General features: G+C 67.5%; 16 protein-coding genes. 9 read left to right on the plus strand and 7 right to left on the minus strand.

Translation table 11 applies throughout. From position 1 onward, the window contains the following. Positions 1-58: 58 nt before the first annotated feature. Genes DW298_RS12605 through DW298_RS12620 form a run of 3 tightly spaced genes read right to left on the minus strand, consistent with a single transcriptional unit; the run spans position 59 to position 4564 of the window. Complete coding sequence (locus DW298_RS12605; RefSeq protein ID WP_136042822.1) at positions 59-2155, minus strand: fibronectin type III domain-containing protein; 2097 nt, start codon at positions 2153-2155, stop codon at positions 59-61. A 40-nt stretch (positions 2156-2195) separates the two neighbouring features. Next, positions 2196-3080: a fibronectin type III domain-containing protein gene (locus tag DW298_RS19365; protein ID WP_168429562.1), complete on the minus strand. Its 885-nt coding sequence runs from the start codon at positions 3078-3080 to the stop codon at positions 2196-2198. After that, positions 3077-4564 carry a dicarboxylate/amino acid:cation symporter gene (locus tag DW298_RS12620; RefSeq protein ID WP_136042824.1) on the minus strand — a complete coding sequence of 496 codons (1488 nt, stop codon included), beginning with the start codon at positions 4562-4564 and terminating at the stop codon, positions 3077-3079. Before DW298_RS12620 ends, DW298_RS19365 begins: the two co-directional genes overlap by 4 nt. Positions 4565-4711: 147 nt before the next feature. Here DW298_RS12620 and DW298_RS12625 point away from each other — a divergent pair, with 147 nt between their 5' ends. From DW298_RS12625 to DW298_RS12640, 4 genes are all read left to right on the plus strand, one after another. After that, the gene (locus DW298_RS12625) at positions 4712-5656 is read left to right on the plus strand and encodes a Ppx/GppA family phosphatase (protein WP_136042825.1); all 945 of its coding nucleotides are present in this window, start codon (positions 4712-4714) and stop codon (positions 5654-5656) included. A gap of 35 nt (positions 5657-5691) precedes the next feature. Then, positions 5692-6162, plus strand: coding sequence for a VanZ family protein (locus DW298_RS12630; RefSeq protein ID WP_136042826.1), 471 nt, complete (start codon positions 5692-5694; stop codon positions 6160-6162). Beyond that, positions 6159-6932, plus strand: coding sequence for a low molecular weight phosphatase family protein (locus tag DW298_RS12635; protein ID WP_240745121.1), 774 nt, complete (start codon positions 6159-6161; stop codon positions 6930-6932). Before DW298_RS12630 ends, DW298_RS12635 begins: the two co-directional genes overlap by 4 nt. Before the next feature lie 94 nt (positions 6933-7026). Next, positions 7027-8484, plus strand: coding sequence for a polysaccharide biosynthesis tyrosine autokinase (locus DW298_RS12640; RefSeq protein WP_136042827.1), 1458 nt, complete (start codon positions 7027-7029; stop codon positions 8482-8484). Positions 8485-8491: 7 nt separating this feature from the next. Here DW298_RS12640 and DW298_RS12645 read toward each other — a convergent pair whose 3' ends face one another. Continuing rightward, positions 8492-9607, minus strand: a complete 1116-nt coding sequence (locus DW298_RS12645) for a hypothetical protein (protein ID WP_136042828.1) — start codon at positions 9605-9607, stop codon at positions 8492-8494. A 363-nt stretch (positions 9608-9970) separates the two neighbouring features. Here DW298_RS12645 and DW298_RS12650 point away from each other — a divergent pair, with 363 nt between their 5' ends. Continuing rightward, the gene (locus tag DW298_RS12650) at positions 9971-10867 is read left to right on the plus strand and encodes a helix-turn-helix domain-containing protein (RefSeq protein ID WP_168429460.1); all 897 of its coding nucleotides are present in this window, start codon (positions 9971-9973) and stop codon (positions 10865-10867) included. Positions 10868-11062: 195 nt separating this feature from the next. Further along, positions 11063-11611: a hypothetical protein gene (locus DW298_RS12655; protein WP_136042830.1), complete on the plus strand. Its 549-nt coding sequence runs from the start codon at positions 11063-11065 to the stop codon at positions 11609-11611. 64 nt (positions 11612-11675) lie between these two features. Here DW298_RS12655 and DW298_RS12660 read toward each other — a convergent pair whose 3' ends face one another. Further along, positions 11676-12740, minus strand: a complete 1065-nt coding sequence (locus DW298_RS12660) for an acyltransferase family protein (RefSeq protein WP_136042831.1) — start codon at positions 12738-12740, stop codon at positions 11676-11678. Between the two features lie 51 nt (positions 12741-12791). Between DW298_RS12660 and lepB the strand changes: the two genes are divergently transcribed. Then, positions 12792-13469: a signal peptidase I gene (gene lepB, locus DW298_RS12665; protein WP_168429461.1), complete on the plus strand. Its 678-nt coding sequence runs from the start codon at positions 12792-12794 to the stop codon at positions 13467-13469. Between the two features lie 8 nt (positions 13470-13477). Here the strand turns inward: lepB and DW298_RS12670 are convergent, their stop codons facing one another. Continuing rightward, positions 13478-14725 carry a PqqD family protein gene (locus tag DW298_RS12670; RefSeq protein ID WP_205820366.1) on the minus strand — a complete coding sequence of 416 codons (1248 nt, stop codon included), beginning with the start codon at positions 14723-14725 and terminating at the stop codon, positions 13478-13480. Positions 14726-14812: 87 nt separating this feature from the next. Next, positions 14813-15745, minus strand: a complete 933-nt coding sequence (locus DW298_RS12675; protein ID WP_168429462.1) for a nucleotidyltransferase family protein — start codon at positions 15743-15745, stop codon at positions 14813-14815. A 254-nt stretch (positions 15746-15999) separates the two neighbouring features. On the opposite strand from DW298_RS12675, the gene DW298_RS12680 reads away from it, so the two are divergent. Further along, on the plus strand, positions 16000-17691 hold the full coding sequence (locus tag DW298_RS12680) for a DUF4012 domain-containing protein (RefSeq protein WP_136042835.1): 1692 nt from the start codon (positions 16000-16002) through the stop codon (positions 17689-17691). Positions 17692-17727: 36 nt separating this feature from the next. Further along, positions 17728-18936 (plus strand): O-antigen ligase family protein, encoded by a 1209-nt coding sequence (locus DW298_RS12685; protein ID WP_136042836.1) that lies wholly within the window; start codon positions 17728-17730, stop codon positions 18934-18936. The last annotated feature ends 143 nt before the right edge of the window (positions 18937-19079 follow it).

Consider the following 19079-nt stretch of genomic DNA (forward strand, 5'->3'; position numbering starts at 1 on the left):
GCGCGGACGCCCCTTCCCCCGCGGGAGGGAAGGGGCGTCCGGGTGTGACGTGCGTGCGTCAGGATGCCGACGCCGCCCGACGGCGGGCCACCAGCAGTCCGCCGGCGCCGAGCAGCACCAGGGCGGTCACGCCGCCCGCGATCAGCAGCCCGGCATCGGCTCCCGTGTTCGCCAGACCCGATGCGGCCAGCGTCACGGAGGTGCGAGCCACCTCGACGCCGTCCACGAACACGACGACCGCGTGGCCACCGGCCGGGATGGATGCCGGGATCGTGGCGTTCAGCGCGAACGTGCCGTCGGCCGCGGCGGTCGTGCTGCCGAGCACGGTGGGCACGGAGTGCAGCTCGATGCGCACGGCGTCGGATTCGGGGTCGATACCTTCTCCCTCGACGCGGATCTCGCCACCGGGACGCAGGTCGCCGGTCACGGTGACCGAGGCCTCCCCTGCCACGGGGAGCTCGCCCTCCTCGCCGCCGCCCGGCTCGCCTTCACCGGGCTGGTCGCCACCGACGACGACGGAAGCGGTGGCGGAAGCCGGCGAGCTGCCGACCGAGTTCAGCGCCGTCACGGATGCCGTGTGGGTGCCGACCGCGACCCCGGTGAAGGTGTGGCTGGTGACCCCGGCCGCGATGGCGACGGTGGTCGAGCCGAGCGTGACGGAGTACCCGGTGAGCGGCGATCCGCCGTCGGATGCCGGCGCGGCCCAGCTGACCGTGACCGCATCGCCCACGGCGGTCACCGTCGGAGCCGACGGCGCTGCGGGAGCGGTCGCCACGGGCTCGACGCCCAGGCCGAAGAACTCGTCGAGCTTCACGAGCGCCTCGTCGGCGAAGGCGAGGCTCGTCGCGCGGCCGGCCGCGTACTGCTCATCCGTCTGGTTCGGCCGCTTCGCGGGGCCCTGCAGGTCGGAGATCCACCACCACTCGGTCATGTACTCGCGGAAGCCGGCCTGGCCGTTGTCCTGGATCCAGTTCTTCGTGACGGGGGCCGCCGTTGCGGAGCCGTCGTAGTCGAACAGGTACGGGACCTGCAGCTTGCGGGCGGCCACCTTCGCGGCGGAGGTGTCGCCGCCGGGGTGGTATTCGACGCGCTGACCGGCACTGCCGTCGAGCACGTACTGCGTCTTGAGGTTCGGGAGGTGCTTCTGCACCAGGTCGCCGTAGAGATGGGCGATCGACGAGTTGGTGTCGCGGATGTGCGCGTTCGCCCCGCTCCAGCCGTCCAGGCGCAGGTCGAACATGTACACGGTCTGCACGCCGGACTCCGCGGCCTTGTGGTTCACGTCGCGGATCACGGCGCGGGTGTTGTGGCACCAGGTGCCGCCGAACAGGATCGTGTGCTCCCCGTCCGACTCGAGCAGGTCGACGAGCTCGGGGTATGTGATCGACTGGAGCACGAAGTCTTCGGCGTCCGCGTCCGTGAAGATGGTCTCGCCGTAGGCGGCGAGGTTGCTGCTGTACGCCGCACGGTGGCGGGAGTTGACCGCGGTCGAGAAGAACTCGTACTGCGACTGGGTGTCCAGCTTCGCCTGGCCGTTCACCGCGACCGCGTCGAACACCGACGCCACCTTCTGCCGGTATCCGTCCGTCGCCGCCGAGGTGGCGTCCTCGCTCCCGCCGAGAGACGAGACGATGCGGTCCTCGACGCCCGCCACCTGCCGGTCGCCGTCGTAGACGAAGAGGTAGGGGTCGGTCCCCGCGCCGAACTCCGGAGTCGCGTCCTTGTTCAGGTAGCCGTCGACGAGGCGCGTGTAGAGCGCACCGGCGGCCTCGCCGGCCACTCCCGTCACGAAGGTGCGGATGTCGACGGATTCGCCGTCCAGGAGCGGGTCGAACGTGTAGATCGCATCGACGCCGTACTGCTGAGCGACCTGGTCGATCTGCGGCGCGGTGGCGAGCGTGGTCGGATCGCTCGGGCCGCCGAGCAGGAACGCGTACGTGCCGTCGCTGTTCAGGAGGCTCTCGAACCGCTCGAACGTCACGGACTCGAACACCGAGCCGGCGCGGAGGCCGGGGATGGTGTCGGCGAAGTAGTCGAGCGCCGGGGCGGGGGCGGCTGCTGCCGGGAGGGCGGTGAGCCCCACGGCTCCGCCCGCGACGAGAGCCGCGATGACGGACCCGGCGGCGAGGCGTCTGCCTCGTGCTGCTGTGGACATGTTGAGGGTTTCCTGTTCTCGCTACGTGTGTGTGTTCGGGTCAGAGGATGGGGGTGCCGTCGTCGGATGCCGCGGCCGGGACGGACGCACCGATCGTCGCGCGACGACGCAGCCACCACCAGGTGAGCAGCCCGCCGGCGATGATGACGATGCCGCCGAGCGTCAGCGGCGCCGCCAGCGGGATCCCGGCTTGCACGGGCGCATCGGCGGCGGCGGGCTTCGCGGTCTCCGCCGTCTCCGGCTCCTCGGCGGCGATCTCGACGCCCTCGATCGACTCAGACGCGGGCGAATCGCCCACGGCGTTCGTCGCGATCAGCGTGAGGTCGTACGTGCCCTCGCCGAGCTCGATCTCGTACTCGGTGGCATCTGCCGGAAGGGCGATCGGCGTGCCCTCGTTCAGGATCAGCTTGTAGCCGGTGAGCGCGGAGCCGCCGTCGGCCGGAGCCGTCCAGGCGAGGGCGAGCGTCGCTCCGTCGACCTCGTGGGAGAGGCCGGTCGGCGCCGTCGGAACGGTAGCCGCGACCGCTGCCTTCTCCGTGCTCGTGTTCGTGGTCGTGGTCGTGGTGGAAGTGGAGTTCGACGTGCCGGCCGCGGGCTTGTCGTTGCCCGTCGCGGGCGGCTGCGCGGGCTTGGGTGCGGGAGCCGGGGCGGGTGCCGGCTTCGGCGCGGGAGCGGGGGCAGGAGCAGGCGCGGGCTTGGGCGCGCCTCCGCCACCGCCGGAGATCGCCGCCGGGGGCGCCTCCACCGTCGAGTCGTAGGGGTAGCCGCCGAGGCCCTCGCAGGCTCCCAGGTCGAAGTTGATCGAGCACAGGTCGCAGACGTCGCCCGCGGCGTGAGCGGCGGTCGGGATCGCGATCGGGGCGAGCAGGAACGCGGCGGAGACCGCGAGGGCGGACAGCAGCCGGGAACGGCGGACGGATTTCATCGGGAGACTCTCTCGTGGATCGGACGGGCGGCGGGCAGCTCGCACTGCCCGATGGGGAGGTCGGCGGGGATGCCGAGGTCGGAGACGACGGGTGTGGGACCGGTCTGGGCACGGCGGCGCTCGCGTCGGGAGACGGGCTCGGCCGGGCTCTCGACGGGCGGACGCTCGCCCCGGAAGACGGCGTCGTCGAGCTTTCCGAGGCGGCGGGCGACGATCGTCGCCACCGTCGCCGCAGCGGTGACGTTGGCCATGGTCGACGCGGTCCCGGCGACGGCGCTGATGGGGATGAGCACGACCAGCACCTCGACGGGCAATCCGGATGCGCTGAGCACCGCGGTGGCGGTGATGATCGCGGTCCCGGGAACACCGGCGGTGCCGAGCGAGACGAGCAGGCACAAGCCGGCGAGCGCCACGTAGTCCCATGCCGAGTACTGGATGCCGAGGACGTTGATCGAGAAGACGGCGACGATGATCGGCCAGATGCCGGCGCATCCCGGCATCCCGATGGTCGTGCCGATCGGGGCGGTGAACGCGGCCACGTCCTCGGGAACGCCGACCTTACGGGTGAGGGTGGGGATGGTCAGCGGAAGCGTCCCCACACTCGACTGGGTCGTGAACGCGGTGTACTGGGCGGGGGTCAGCAGCCGGAACCACCGGATCGGATTCACGTCGGCGAACACCCGGAGCAGGACGCCGTTCACGACGTAGGCGTCGATGAACGCGATCCCGAGCGCCAGCACGAGCACCAGGAGCAGCGCGAGCACGGTCTCGATGCGCGTGACGGCGGTCGCGGTCGTCGTGGCCACGAGGGCGAGCACCGCATACGGGGTGAGCTCGATGATGAAGCCCACCGCGGTCATGATGACCTTCTTGGTCCCGTCGATCACGCTCTTGAACGAGCGCAGGTTCGGGTCGTCCCCCCTATTGGCCACCAGGTAGGCGACGGCGAAGAGCAGGGCGAACAGGATGATGCCGGTGATGTTGTTGCTGACGAAGTCGCCGGCGATGTTCGAGGGGAACAGGCCGAGCAGCACCTCGTCGAGCGGCTTTATCAGCCCGGTCAGCGTGTCGCCGCTGCCCTCCTGCAGATCGAGCTGCACGCCTTGGCCGAGTCCGACGCTCAGCGCGATGGCGAGGGTGAGGACGATGGCGATCGCGTTGGTGAGGAGCAGCCAGAAGGCGCTCGACAACCCGATCGTGCGCAGCTTCACGGCCGAGCCCAGCGAGGTGACGCTGGAGAGGATCGAGATGAATATCAGCGGAGCCACGATCGCCGTGATCACCTGCACGTAGAGGTCGCCCAGCACGGCGACGTACTCGAGACCGTCGCGGAAGGCGATCCCGATCCCGATGCCGACACCCAGCGCGATCAGGACGAGCGAGGTGAATCCCGCACCGCGGCGACGCAGCAGGGCGATGCCGACGAACGCGACGACGGTGACGGCGAGCGCTGCGATGGGCAGGAGGACGGTGCTGTCGGGCATGGCGCGAGATTATCGATCTGCTGTGAGTCGCATTTCGGGCAGGTCGATCTGTTGCCATGTGTGACGAACCGTGTCGGCGCCCTGTTCCCGAGGGCAGCCATACGATACGAGCGCGATGACGGCTCCGGGCGCGAGTAGTCTCTTCCCGTGCGCCTGGGAGTCCTCGACATCGGATCCAACACCGTCCACATGCTGGCGGCCGACGTCCGCCCCGGTGGACGTCCGCTCGCGACGACGAGCGACAGGACGGTGCTGCGCCTCATGCGCTACCTCACGCCCGACGGCGCGATCTCGGAGGAGGGCGTGGTCGCGCTCGAAGCCGCGGTCGCGCAGGCCCGCCGCGTCGCCGAGACCGAACGGGTGGATGCGCTGCTCGCGACGGCCACGAGCGCGGTGCGCGACGCGCGCAACGGAGCCGAGCTGATCGCCCGCATCGAGGCGGCTCTCGGGCAGCCGCTCCAGGTGCTCGACGGCGAGACCGAGGCCGAGCTGACGTTCCTCGCCGTGCGCCGCTGGGTCGGCTGGTCGGCGGGACAGCTGCTGCTCCTCGACATCGGCGGAGGGTCGCTGGAGATCGCCGCGGGCGCGGAGGAGATGCCCGATGCCGCGGCATCCGTGCCCCTCGGTGCCGGACGCATGACCGTGCAATTCCTGCCGAACGACCCACCAGGCGAGGCTGATGTCGAGAAGCTGCGCATCCACGCGGCCGAGACGCTCGCCGCGGTCCTGCCGCAGTTCGCCGCGCTCCCCCGGCCAGACCACGTCGTCGGCTCGTCGAAGGCCATCCGCTCCCTGGCGCGGCTGGTCGGCTACCCGGCGCCCGGGTGGTCGGGGACCGAACGAATGCTCCTCCCCCGGGCATCGCTGGGCTCGTGGATCCCGCGGCTGGCGCGGCTGCCCGCGTCGGCTCGGCAGGAGCTTCCCGGCATCACCCCGGATCGCACGTTCCAGATCGTGGCGGCGGCGGTGTCGCTGCATGCCGCGATGACGGCGCTGAAGGTGGAGGAGCTCGAGGTGTCGCCGTGGGCGCTGCGCGAGGGTGTGCTGCTGCGCTACATCGAGCAGTTGAGCTGGAGCGACGACCGAAGCTGAGAGCCGCACCGGGGTGCCGCGGCTACCATGACGGCATGCCCTCCGCCACCGCTGCTCCCGTCCGCGCCGGGGCTGCGACGGCCCGGATCGCACTCGTCGGCTACCTGCTCTTCATCGGCTTCACGGTGTGGCTGCCGGCGAACGTCTCGGCGAAGGTCACCGGTCTGGTCGGGGTGATGGCCCGGTGGGTGTCGGAAGCCGGCATCGCTCCCTACTATCAGAGCGCCGTGGTGTTCGAGTTCCTCGCGAACGTCGCGCTCTTCGTCCCGGTGGGGTTCCTGCTCCCGTTCGCCTGGTCGCGCCTGCGGCTGTGGCAGGTGGTGCTGATCGGCGCGCTGATGAGCGGTCTGATCGAGTCGGTCCAGGGGCTCATGCCCTCGCGATTCCCCACGATCTCCGATGTGATCGCGAACAGTCTCGGAACGCTCGTGGGCGGCGTGATCGCGGCCCTGCTCGTCCTGATCCTGCCGGCCCGGCCCGCGAGGAGCCCTAGGCTGGTGGCGTGAACCCCCCGCACGACGATGGACCCCCGGCAGGTATGAGCCGCCGGGAATGGCGCGAGCGACAGAACTCCGCCACCGCCACGGACGGGCCGTCCGCACCCGTCGTTCCCGCGTCGACCCCCGCAGAGGATTCCGCACCCCTCGCCGCGATCCTGGGCGCACCGGAGTCGGACGCTCCGACGTCGCAGCTCACCATCCTCACCGTGTGCACCGGCAACATCTGCCGGTCGCCGCTCGCCGAGGTCATGCTGCGGGCCGACCTCGAACCCCTCGGAGTGCGCGTGCACAGCGCGGGGACCCACGCCCTCGTGGGTCACGGCATGCCCGAGCAGGCTCTCGAGCTGGCCGCGCAGGCCGGCGTCGATCCCGCGACGGCATCCGCCCATCTGGCCCGATACCTGGTCGACCCTCTCCTCGAGGACGCCGACCTCGTGCTCACCATGGCGCGCGAGCATCGGTCGCACGTGGTCAAGATGATGCCGAATCGGCTTCGTCGCACGTTCACGGTCCGCGAGTTCGCCCGCCTCGCGTCGACGTTGAGCACTGACGACGCCCGCGCTGCGGCCGATGCAGCCGGCTCGTCCCCTCACGATCGGTTCGCCGCTGTGCTGCGCGCGGTCAACGATCAGCGTGGGGTCACCCCTTCTTCGGGCGAGGACGACGACGTGATCGACCCGTACCGTCGGTCCCGCGAGACCTACGCCCGGTCGGCGGCGGAGCTGACTCCCGCACTGGTCGAGGTCGAACGCATCGTGCGTGCTGCTCTGAAGTGAGCCGTGTGCGCCTCCGGCGGAGAGGTGTTCGCCGTATGCTCATTCTCATGTCTGCATCCCGACCTCCCCGCGGGATGTGCGAGGGGATGAAGAGTTGGAACTGAGAGACTACGCGCGCATTCTGCGTGCGCATTGGATCGTCATCGTCGCCGCAACGCTCGTCGGCGCGGCGCTGGCGTTCGGCTGGAGCTCCCTGCAGCCGCGGGTGTACTCGGCCGATACGACCGGCATCGTGACGGCCGTGGGCGGCGACGGCACGAGCGGTTCCGCGCTGGTCGGCAACCAGCTCGCCCAGAGCCGCGTGAAGTCGTACCTCAACCTCGGCTCCTGGCGGGCGGTCGCCGAGCACGCGATCGACGAACTCGACCTCGATGCCTCGCCCGACGCGCTGGTGAACCGTGTCACGGTGACGAACCCGATCGACACCACTGCCTTGAAGGTCACGGCCACCGGGTCGACGCCGGAGTCGGCGCAGGCGCTCGCGCAGGCCTGGCTCGACGGCATGGCGATCGAGATCGAGAAACTCGAGGGCGGCACGGCCGAGACGCCCGCGGCCATCTCCCTCATCGTGGGCGACTCCGCGCGGCTCCCCAGCAGCCCGTCGTCTCCGAACACCCGGCTGAACGTGATCATCGGCGCTCTCGCCGGGCTCGCCCTCGGCCTCGTCTACGCGTTCGTGCGGCACACCGTCGACCGTCGCGTGCGTCATCCTCGCGACATCGAGCGCGAGACGGGCGTCTCGGTCATCGGCACCCTGCCGCTCGAGAAGTCGATCGCCGACGAGCGACAGGTGATCGACTTCTCGCTCGAATCGCAGCACGGGGTGTCGCACCACCTCATCGAGTCGATGCGCGAGCTGCGCACGAACCTGCAGTTCATCGACGTCGACAACCCGCCGCGCGTGATCGTGGTCACCAGTTCCGTGCCCGGAGACGGCAAGTCGACCGTCTCGGTCAACCTCGCCTCCAGTCTCGCCGCCGCCGGACAGTGGGCCATCCTCATCGACTGCGACCTTCGTCGTCCGGTGATCGCCGACATCTTCGGGATGTCCCACGATGTCGGTCTCACCGACGTGCTCGCGGGTCGTGCCGAACTGCAGGACGTGGCGCATCGGCCATCCCGCGACATCCCGCTGGCCGTGGTCGGCGCGGGGCGCATCCCGCCGAACCCCAGCGAGCTGCTCGGGTCGCAGCGCATGCGCGATTTCCTGGCGGAGATCAGCAAGTCGGCGATCGTCATCCTGGACTCGCCGCCGGTGCTGCCGGTGACCGACGCCGCGGTGCTGGCCGCCGGCGCGGACGGCGTGCTGATCGTCGTCTCCTCGGGGAAGACCACCTTCGACATGCTGCAGCGTGCGATCGACAACATCACCCGCACGACGGGCCGGGTGCTCGGCGTGGTGCTGAACCGCGTGCCCCGCAAGGGTGCGGAGTCGGCGTACTACGGACGCGAGTACTACGGAGCCTACGAGCGCTACGCGAAGGACGACGACGCGAGCACGCAGTCCGAGGCCGAACCCGGCGTGCGCCGGCGCGGCACCGCTCAGGTCTGAGGCCCGCTCAGGTCTGAGGCCCGCTCGGGGTCTGAGGCGGCAGCAGGAGTCCATCGTCGACGAGCACCTGCACGGCCGTCTGCACGATCGACGCGGGGTCTCCGTCCGCGGGCTCTCCGTGCGCGGCGACCACCGCGTCGACGATCTGGGCGAGCGTGCTTCCGCCGGCGGTCGCGGTCCAGATCGTCGGACCGATGCCGTCGAGGACCTGCACCTGTCCCCCGGTCGGTGTCCGACGCAGCACGACGACGCGCTGATCGAGCACCAGCTCGTCGACCGTCTCCGCGCGGCGGTAGGCATCGGGCGCTGACGTATCGGCCGCTGACATATCGGCCGCGGGCACGACTCCGGTCGCGATCGGTGGCACTGGAGCAGGCTCCACGTCGAGCAGATCGTCGATGATCCCGTCGATGCCCGAAACCTCCCGGTAGCGCAGGCGCACGGCGCCGCCGGTGGCCGCGAGCAGCGCAGCGATCCGCTGCAGGGGTGCGGGGCCGTCGGAGAGATAGCTGGTCTGCGGGCCCAACAGCGCCAGGGCGTCGGCGATGTCCAGCGGTTCGACCTCAGGCTCTTCTGGGCCCTCTGGTGACCGATCGATCACGACGATCTTCGCGACGCGGAGCTCGTCGGGGAGCGGGTGCGATCCGCCGATGCTCGAAAGCGCGAGCTGAGCCTTGGGAACGGCGGCCTGTTCGATGATCGACAGCGGCTTGCGGTACGGCACGATGCGTCCGCTGTCGTCGATGCCGATGGTCTCGTCGCTCACGTAGGCGTAGCGCTGGGAGAGGTGCCGGGCCGCCGTCGTCTTGCCCGTGCCGGATGCCGCGCTGAGCACTACGACACGACCGTCGTCGGTGGCGAGTCCGGCGGCGTGCAGCATCCAGACCGGGTCGTGTCGGCGGTGCGCGAGGGCTTTCATCGTGACGTCGGTCGAGAGCGCGGACAACGCTGCGGCATCCTCCGTGTCGGCGGGGACGACGGCGACCGCATCGGCGACGCGATCACCGTTGTGGAGTGCGTCGACCCACGCCGCGAGGGCGCGAGCTCGGAAGTCTTCATCGCGCTGAGAGGCGTCGATCTCGATGACGGCCCCGACCGCGTTGACGAGGAAGCGATCGGACATGGCAGCAAGCCTATCCACGTTCCTCGGCTCGGCGAGCCGCGGAACGTAAAGCACACTGCGCGCAGGAACAACGCACATTGCGCGCTTTTCGTCCATTCGCCGGACATTCTCGGGAAGGCGTTCTACGGTGGCTCGCAGTGAGGCTCCTGGGGGATGCAGATGAGTTTCGTGTCGTCTCACCGCACGAAGTCGCGATCTGTGTTGACAGGAGGTCCAGGATGCTTGAATCTATATTCAATTCACCGCTGTATCGAGGCATCAGGACGGACAACCGGGGACGCGGCGCGTCGATCGGAACGGCATGATCGCACCAACCACAGAGGCGCCGCTGCTGCATTCCAGCACCCTGAGGGGGAACGTCTCGTGAGTCACACATACGCTCAGGTCATCGACGACAAAGAGCTCGCGAAGCATGGCATCCGACGCATCGGAGACCGGCCGGGGCTGCGTTCCCGAGAGCGAGCGTCGGGCGGCGTGCGCCTGCTCACCACGAGCGGAGGGACCTCCGAGCTCCACGTCGACACGACGAGCAGCTACCCCGATCACTCGGTCTTCGCGTTCGTCGAGGCGCAGGCCCTCTGGTCGCGTGTCGAGGGCGAGCCCTGGGTCGAGACCGAGGGAGGCCTCGTCGTCGCCGCACACGGCATCACGCGCCGGCTGCGGTGGGCAGGGCAATGGCGCTTCGTCGCCGCGCTCGTGCCCCGCTCTGCCATCGCCTCGTTCGTGCCGTCGCTGCCTCCCGACGCGAGCGTGTTCCCCGACCGCAGGCTTCTGGACACCTCGATGCAGCAGTTCGTCGGGTGCCTGCTCGACACCGACGACAGGGCGTCGGCGATCGAGCAGTACGCGATCGAGCAGCTGGTGATGGAGATGTGCGGCGCGGTGCTGCTCGACCGGATCGGCGGCGTCAGCGCCCAGGGCTCACCGCATGCCGTGCTGCGCGAGCGCGCCATCGCCGTGATCTCGCAGCAGTGCGGTGACCCCTCCCTGAACCCGTCCCGCGTCGCGCACGAGGTGCAGTCGTCGCTGCGGCAGCTGCAGCTCGTCTTCTCCGAATCCGGCAACAGCGTCGCGGCGGAGATCCGTCGACAGCGCGCTCGGCTGGCGCACTCGCTGCTCGTCGACAGCCGGTACGACGTGCTGAGCATCGATCAGATCGCGCAGCGTGCCGGATTCCACTCTCCGATGAGCATGCGCAGAGCACTCGACGAGGCCTACCAGGCCACTCCGCGCACGCTCCGCTCCTCGCGCCGGGCCTAGCTGCGCGCACGCGGAACGCACAGTGCGCGCAGGTTGAGCGCACCCCGCGCGTAGTTCACCGAAACCCCCTTCCTCCCCCTTTTCCGCTCCCTACTTTGATGAGCACGAAGAGGCTCCTGGGGGATGCAGACAACGTGTCGCCTCTTCACGACACCGCGGGAAACCGCATCTGCATCGAACAGGGAGGGCACTCACGTGACCGAAGAAATCCAGAAGAACAAGGGCGTCTCGCGCCGCACGCTCGTCAAGGGCGCTGCATGGTCGGTCCCCGTCATCGCGGCAGCCGTCGCCACGCCGCTCGCGGCCGCATCGGTCTTGAGCGACGATCTCGTACCGGCTCTCAGCGGCCCGATCACCCTCAACCTCGGCCTGCCGCCGCTGACGCTGGCGACGATCAACACGGTGAACACGCTCACCATCACGAACAGCGGCACCGCTGCCTCGCCTGCCGGCGCTACGGCTGTCGTGCAGTACAACCCGGGCCTGCTGAGCCTGAACATCGCGAACGTGGCCGGTGTGTCCGTCGGCGGAGCCGACGGCAACTACACGCTGACGCTGCCTTCGATCCCCGCCGGCGGCAACATCGTGATCGGTCTGGGCACGACGCTCGACTCGCTGCTCAACGTCGGGCTGCTCACCACGCTCCTCGGCGGGCCGCAGCAGGTCATGTCCGCGACCGTCTCCGGCGACTCCGTCACGGGCAACAACGCGACCTCGCAGAACGTCGGCATCACGCTCCTCTGAGCGGATCCGAGAAAAGAGAGCGTCGGCCCCAGGGCCGGCGCTCTCTTTCGTCTGTGCTGCCGGGTTACCGTGCGCGGAGCAGAGGCTTGCGTCGACCGGTCAACCAGCCCATCACCCATTCGACGGGGCCGGTGCCGACGAACCGCCACCAGAGCCAACCGACCAGGATCATGCCGGGGACGATCACGAGCCAGCCCGGCCAGAAGTTCTCGGTGGGCCGACCGTTCGCGTTGTTCCACAGAGCTATGAGCCCGACGTGCAGCAGATAGAGGCTCAGCGCGACTTGGCCGCAGGCGACCAGGGGTACGAAGATCGGGCTCCAGAACCGCTTCGCGCCGTCGCGTCGAGCGGTCGCGGCGAAGACCACGATCACGTACACCGCGAACACGAGGCCGAAGTCCTTCAGCGTGTCGAGGTAGTCGCCGGACTGCACCGCACCGAGCCGCTGACCGACGGCCCACGCCAGGTATCCGAGGGGAGCAGCGATCGCCAGCGCCGTGAGCAGCCGGTCTCGCCGCAGACCGTGTCGGATCAGCAGCGCGCCGATGAGGAACATCGGCAGGAGGTTGAGCACGCGGTAGTGCGACCCGAGAAGGAGCCACTGCATGATGTCGCGGACGGGCGCGGGCGCCATGTACACCCAGGTCCAGGTCCGGGCGAGCCCCACCAGAGGCTGGCTGATGAGCAGCAGGACCGCCGTCACGGCGATCACCACGGGCGTTCGCGCCAGGAGGATCGGCGCTCCGAGGATGATGGTCACGCCGAGGTAGGCCAGGATCACATCGACCCACGAGCCCCACGCCGCCATCCAGACGCCCAGGGCGATCAGGAACAGCCCACGGATCACCTGCTGCAGGAGGGTCACGCCGACGCGTCCGCCACGGCGCCAGACGAGCTCGGCCGACATGCCCATGACCAGGGCGAACAGCGGCGATGCCAGGTCGCTGAACATCGCCGTCACGAACTTGGCGGCCCAGGGCAGTTCGGGAAGGAAGGGGTTCGCGTGCGCGATCACCATCGCCACGATCGCCACGCCACGGAGAACATCGGGGATGAGCAGACGCTGCGCCTGCGACGCCGATGCGGACTCGATCAGGCGGCGACTGCCATCACCGGAATACTGGGCCATTCACTGACAGTATTGTGTCGACACCGCAGCGCGCGAGCCGGAGAGCAGATGATGACGACAGATGCACCGAGACCGCGTCGGCGACTCCTCGGGAACATCTGGGTCAACATCGCGCTCGCCCTCGCCCTGACCGGCATCATCGTCGCGTTCATCGGCCAGCCCTCGTCCGGATCCATGTCCCCGACGCTCGAGCCGGGCGACCGCCTCATCGTCAACCGCCTCGCGTACGTCGCCGCAGACCCCGCGCCGGGCGACATCGTCGTGTTCCGCCCCGATGAGGCCTGGGGCGAGAAACCAGCCGGCGGGAACTGGTTCACGCAGGCCCTCCACTGGGTCGGCGAGACCACGGGGATCCGGCCCTACGTGCTCGTGAAGCGGGTGATCGCCGGCCCCGGACAGACCGTGGAGTGCTGCGACGCCCAGGGCAGAGTGCTCGTCGACGGAGAGCCGCTCGATGAGCCCTACGTCGTCAAGGACCTCCCCTTCGTCGCCGGGTCGCTCGACTGCGACAGCGTGCCGATGTCGACCCGCTGCTTCGGGCCGGTGACCGTTCCGGAAGAGTCGTACTTCGTGCTCGGCGACAACCGGGCGAACTCGGCCGACTCCGCGTATCTCTGCCGCGGTGCGGATGCGCCGGACGACAGCTGCTGGCGCTGGATGACGCGCGACGACGTGTTCGGTCAGGCCGGGGCGATTCTGTGGCCGATCGGGCGGTGGGGTGGGCCGTAGGGGGCAGTTCAGGACTGGGAGATCACGCCCTGCTCCGATAGGTCAGCAAGTAACCGGACGATATCCGCTTCGATGTGTTCGGCGTCGGTTCCGAACGCCAACGCGCATTCGCGGATCAGAAGCTCTTGCGAAATCTCCGGCTGCGACGCCAGCACCTCCCACACGGTGTGCGCGGATCCCTGCAAAGCGAGCGGTCGCGTGTGCGTCAAACTCGTGTTCAACACATAGGTCTGGGCTGCATGCGTCGTCCACACGGAGGAATCTCCGATGCGCCACGCTGGCGTGCGTGACAGCATCCCGACATCGCGGAGCGATTGGATGGCCTGATCCACCGCCGCGGCATCCGTATTAGCGTGTTGCGGATCGAGTTGGCGAAGAACGGCACGTCGGAGCGCGGCATGCGGGCTTCCATCCGCGGCACGCCATACCACGGACGAGACCTCGTCCAGAATCCGGAGGCGCTCGTCGGAACCACGGAGTCCAAGCACGGCGGTCCGCCCGTCCGGCAGCTCCACAGAGTCGGCTGTCGCGGCACGAAAGAGCGCGTCGTCCGTCGCCGGCAGCGCCGCCGTACCTCGAGCAGATCTGGGACGAACAGACGACACAGTAGCCCGAAGTCCCGACGCCATCAGACGCTCGACCACGGGAATCAACGTCTCGGCATCACGATAGGCCACTCGGACAGAGCCCTGGCTCGCTGTGAGGATCGATGCGACCGCCCGTAGGGGGGCGGGCCATTGAGCAAGAAATGGGCTTCGGGGAGCCAGCAGTTCAAGAGACTCACCTAGATCCAAGGACTCGACGACTGGCTCCAGAGGGTGTTCATCATCGCCATCCAGCAAGATGATTTTCGCCAACCTGAGCGTCGATGGGAGCATCTCGTCATCCACCAGAGAAGCGGGCACACGTGAGGTACCTCGCTCGTCAGTACCATTGGCGTCCCGCGATCGGGTTCGGATCAGTGTCACACCTGCCTGGTGATCGATACCCACCGCGTCGGTTCCGACACAGAAGAATCTCCGGGAGAGATGCTTGATCGCGACGTGGAACCGAGCGTCGTCACGGCTCGGAGACATAGCCACGACGACGTTGCCGGACGAGTCCGCAACCGCCGTTGCGTGAAGCAACCACAGCTCGCCACAATGCTGTTCGATCACGGCTCCGCTCACATTGCTGGACGGCCTCGTCAGCATCGTGTGAGTGGCGCCTGCACTCCGGGCGGCGACGACATCAGGATTTCGATCCACGCTATTCATGCCACCCCACCACAGCCCCGGCAGCGGCGGAGGAGCAACCGATCGCACATTCTCGTAGCCTATCGAGTTGCCTGCACGGAGATAGCGTCAGGACGGAGTTCGCTTCGCGGCGAAGCGCCACATTGCGATGAGACCTCGGCGCCAACGTCGAACTTGATATCGACGCGCATCCCGACGACTCGGCATCGCAGAGTAGCTATTCCGCGGGATTTCGGCGCGAGGCACCCACAGAGCGCGCACAAGCAGCCCCGGCTTCGAGAGCCACCGCGCACCTCGAAGCTGTTCCCACCACCCGACGCTTGATCCATCGGCCGCGTAAGCCACGTGGAGCATCCACGCGCGTTCCTGTTCGGGGCTGAGGTCGAGAAAAACCTCCCCGAGACCCGTATCCGAGATGAGCTCGCGCAGAACCCAGACCGCGCCGCCTTCGCGTGCAACCCGATAGAACTCATCACGTTGAGCGTTGGAAAACTCGTCGGCGATGACTTCCCTCACCCTCCGACCTTCTTCTTCTGCCCTTCGCGTCCCCGAGTTGCGGAGGGAGTGCAACGCTCCGATCAGTGCCGCTGCCGCGCGCGAGGGAACGACAACCGGATGACCCGCGATGATCATGGTCGCGCGGGTCGTCCAGACGGCCTCGAACGCCTCGTCCGGATCCGCGAAGAAGCCCGAAAACGTCCGGTGGACATCGAGGTCGCACGGCCAATCGTCATGAATGTACGTGGACGCATGCGGCGGAAGCAACGACGGCATCGCCCTGCCGACGCGCTTGTGCCAGCCGCGGCTTTCCAGGGCGACGCACAACCGATCGAATCCAGCGGGTTCAACCCAGACGTCGGCGTCTGCCGACACTCGCGCATCTCGCAGGAGGTAGCGGTCCGCGACCGGGCCCTTGATCGAGAGCACGCGCAGGTTGATGGACGTCGCCAATTGGCTTATGAAGGCATGAGCGAGGTCTGTCGCAACGATCTGTGAGAGCGGGACAGTTGACGATGCTGCCTCCGCGTTCAATTCCTTCACGTACACACTTTAGGGACGTTTTGCGGACGCGGGCCCGAATGTCTATCACCTCTTCGCGCGGATGCGCTGCGGCCTGCGCTCAGGATTACGTGATTCGGTGATGCTTAGATGGGACCGTGAATGAGCCGCATCCGCCCCGAAGTCGACGCGAAGCCCGATCTCAGGCGGTGGCGACGACCCCCGCCGCGGGAGAGCGGCTCACCCAGCAACCGAGACGACGTTCACGCCGTGCGCTCTGGGTGTGGTCAAGTGTGGTGGTTCTCCTTCTGTTGGTGGGCGGCGGCGCGATCGTCGCCAAGCAGGTTTATGACCAGGCCATGGGGGTTCGACACCACCTTGAGTCCGCTATCGCGGATGCCGGCGAGGTCAAGTCGTCGATCCTCACCGGAGACGCGGAAAGCGCCAGTTCTGCCTCGGTCCGGTTCGCCGACGAGACCCAGGCTGCGGTTTCCGGAACACAGGGTTGGCGCTGGAAGCTGGCCGAAGCGGTCCCCTTCGCGGGCAACAACTTCTCAGCGCTTCGCACCGTTGCGGCGGTATCTCACGAGCTCTCCACGGAGATCGTGACCCCCGCGAGCTCTATCTCTTTCAACGCGTTCCGTCCGTCCAATGGACGCATGGACCTCGCTGCGATGTCGGGGTTGTCACCGCTGCTCGACCAGGTGGCATCCGGGCTTGACAGCGCATTAGATACGCTCGCATCCGTCGATCGGACTGCCCTGCTACCTGCGGTGGCCGAGGGCGTTTCTCGGCTAGAGACCGAGCTCACCGCTCTGAAGCCTGTCGTCTCCCCGCTCCGCGATATCGCCTCAGTGCTTCCCGCGGCACTCGGCGCCGACGGACCCCGGGACTATCTCCTCATGTTCCAAGGAACTTCCGAAGCGAGAAGCCTTGGAGGCAACGCTGCTGTCTTCATGGTGCTGCGCGCCGATCAAGGCGCACTCACCATCGTCGAGCACATCACCAGTCAAGATTTCCGCAATGGTCCGCCGGAGCCGATCCTCGACCTGGACCCGCAAGCAGAAGCGATCTTCGGCGACAAGATCGGCCGTTTCACCGCAGACTTCACCATGGTTCCCGACTACCCTGACGCAGTCGAGATTCTCAAGGCATGGTGGGCGCGCGAGGGGTTCCATCCGTTCGATGCGGTTCTCTCCCTTGACCCGGTCGCCCTGTCGTATGTGCTCACTGCTACAGGACCCGTGACTTTGCCGACGGGCGATGTCCTCAACTCCGACAACGCGGCCGCCCTCCTCCTTAACGAGGTGTACTTCCGTTACGAGGATCCGCTAGCCCAAAACGTGTTCTTCACGGCCGCAGCCGACTCTGTCTTCGACGCCGTCATCGGAGGAAACTTCGCTCCGGCCGGGTTGATGTCTTCCCTGACGAAGGCGGCCGACGAAGGGCGCCTTCTGTATCTGAGCGATTCCCCGGCGGAGATGAAGCTCATCGAACCGCTACGCGCCAGCGGTGTGATGCCGGCAGACTCGGCGGAGCAGACGACTATCGGCGTTTTCGTGAACGACAACACCGGTTCGAAGATGAGTTACTACCTCGACATGGGTATCGCCACCTGCGTCGCCGATCGCACAATTCAAGGTGAGGTGACGCTCGCCTCGTCTGTGACCGAAGAAGAAGCCGCACGTCTGCCCCGGTACATCGCGGGACCGTATTTCACGCCGGGGGACATCAGCACGTACGTCGTGCTTTACGGCCCGGTGGGTTCTCAGATCTCGGACGTCGCGATCGACGGAGCTCCTGCGCGTGTTCTCAGCGCTGGAGAGCACCTCGGGCGCCCCGCCGTCAAAGTCGAGGTCGGCCATCATCTTGTGAGTTCGCACACCCTGTCGTTCGCTTTCGAGACAACGGTCACGGTCGCTCCTCTGCAGGTCTGGCACACGCCGATGACTCGCGAGACCACCATCGACAGCGTAGACGGCTGCTGACTAGTCGGGGGCATCTCCTTACCGTAGAGTTGATCCGTGGTTTCCTCCCGGAGCGGTAGAGTCTCCGAATCCCGCCCCCGGGTCGGTCCGAGGACATATCTGCTCGGGGGTATCGGAGCACTTTCCACATTCGATCCCTCACTCGCGACCATCGTCGGCGCGGTTGGCGGAGCGGCCATCCTGTTGTTCAGCAACCTGGCACGGTTTAAGGTGACGGCGCCGGTCGCGTCGATGTTTTTCCTGGTGGTCTGGACCAGCCTTTCCGGACTTTGGTCCGTCAATCCGTACAGCGTGAACGTCACCATCACCTGGGTCGCTGTTGGGTTGCTGTTCATCTCCGGCCTGCACCTCGTGCAGACCCGGGAGCAGTTACGCGCGGTAGCCATCGGATACCTGCTGGGTTCATTTCTTGCTGTGGTCCGATTGCTGATCGAGAATCCCGGCGACCTGACAGGCTCGGCGTCCACCCGCGTGACGACGGTCTTCGAAGACGTCAACGTGAACTACGTCGCTTACGCGCTGGCCACTGGGTTCGCTCTCGTGGTCCTTCTGTGGAACAGCGCGACACGCCTCACACTGCGCTCAAGAGTTGGGTTGATCGCGACAGCTCTCGCCATCGTGATCGGGATCGTCCTGACTGAAACCCGCGGAGCGTTGATCGGCGTCGTATGCGCGGCAATCTGGATCGTCCTTTGGCGGCTCTTTCGCATTCGCACATTGGTCCCGATAACACTCGCGCTCATCATCGCAACGATCGTCGTGGTCTCCGGAGTAGCCGACCTCGCATCACTTCAATTCGAAACCGGAGACCGTGCGACCGGGACGTGGTCTGGGCGCCTGCCCCTGTGGGACTCCGCTCGAACGCTCTGGGCTGAACACCCCATCGTCGGCGTCGGTGCGAGCGGCTTCGCCTATGCAAGTGGGTACCTCATTGCGGCGCACAACGTCATTCTTGATCTCGCCGTCGGCGTCGGGATTATCGGAGTCATCCTGTATGTCTGGGTCCTCCGATCGGCGCTGTGGACTGGCACTCGAACGATGCCCGGCTCGAACCGAGCGCTGATGATCGGAACTTTCATCGCAGTGAGCGCCCCGATCTATCTCACCGGCGCGTGGGTCACGGCGCCGGCTGCTTGGGTAGCGCTTGTCCTCTTCGCGCGGGTCACCGTTCTGACGACTTCGACATCATCGAAGGATGACCTGCGCGGCGAGGGAACAACCGAAGCTCAGTATTCTGGGAGATAGAATTCAGTCGGCTCGGGCGCGCAACACTTTGCGCTCTCTCCGAAGCTGACCGTCGCTGCCCCATTCGAACGTGGCCAGCGGCCGGAGAGGGAGAGATGCGGTTCTTGTTGGTCACCGGCGGGTTCGCGGGCCCCGGTCGTCAG

This window comes from Microbacterium sp. A20, from assembly GCF_004794515.1.
GTDB lineage: Bacteria > Actinomycetota > Actinomycetes > Actinomycetales > Microbacteriaceae > Microbacterium.

Coding starts and splice junctions, on each gene's coding strand:
- DW298_RS12605 (WP_136042822.1), bottom strand. CDS start 2,155: ATGTCCACAGCAGCACGAGGCAGACGCCTCGCCGCCGGGTCCGTCATC.
- DW298_RS19365 (WP_168429562.1), bottom strand. CDS start 3,080: ATGAAATCCGTCCGCCGTTCCCGGCTGCTGTCCGCCCTCGCGGTCTCC.
- DW298_RS12620 (WP_136042824.1), bottom strand. CDS start 4,564: ATGCCCGACAGCACCGTCCTCCTGCCCATCGCAGCGCTCGCCGTCACC.
- DW298_RS12630 (WP_136042826.1), top strand. CDS start 5,692: ATGCCCTCCGCCACCGCTGCTCCCGTCCGCGCCGGGGCTGCGACGGCC.
- DW298_RS12645 (WP_136042828.1), bottom strand. CDS start 9,607: ATGTCCGATCGCTTCCTCGTCAACGCGGTCGGGGCCGTCATCGAGATC.
- DW298_RS12660 (WP_136042831.1), bottom strand. CDS start 12,740: ATGGCCCAGTATTCCGGTGATGGCAGTCGCCGCCTGATCGAGTCCGCA.
- lepB (WP_168429461.1), top strand. CDS start 12,792: ATGACGACAGATGCACCGAGACCGCGTCGGCGACTCCTCGGGAACATC.
- DW298_RS12670 (WP_205820366.1), bottom strand. CDS start 14,725: ATGAATAGCGTGGATCGAAATCCTGATGTCGTCGCCGCCCGGAGTGCA.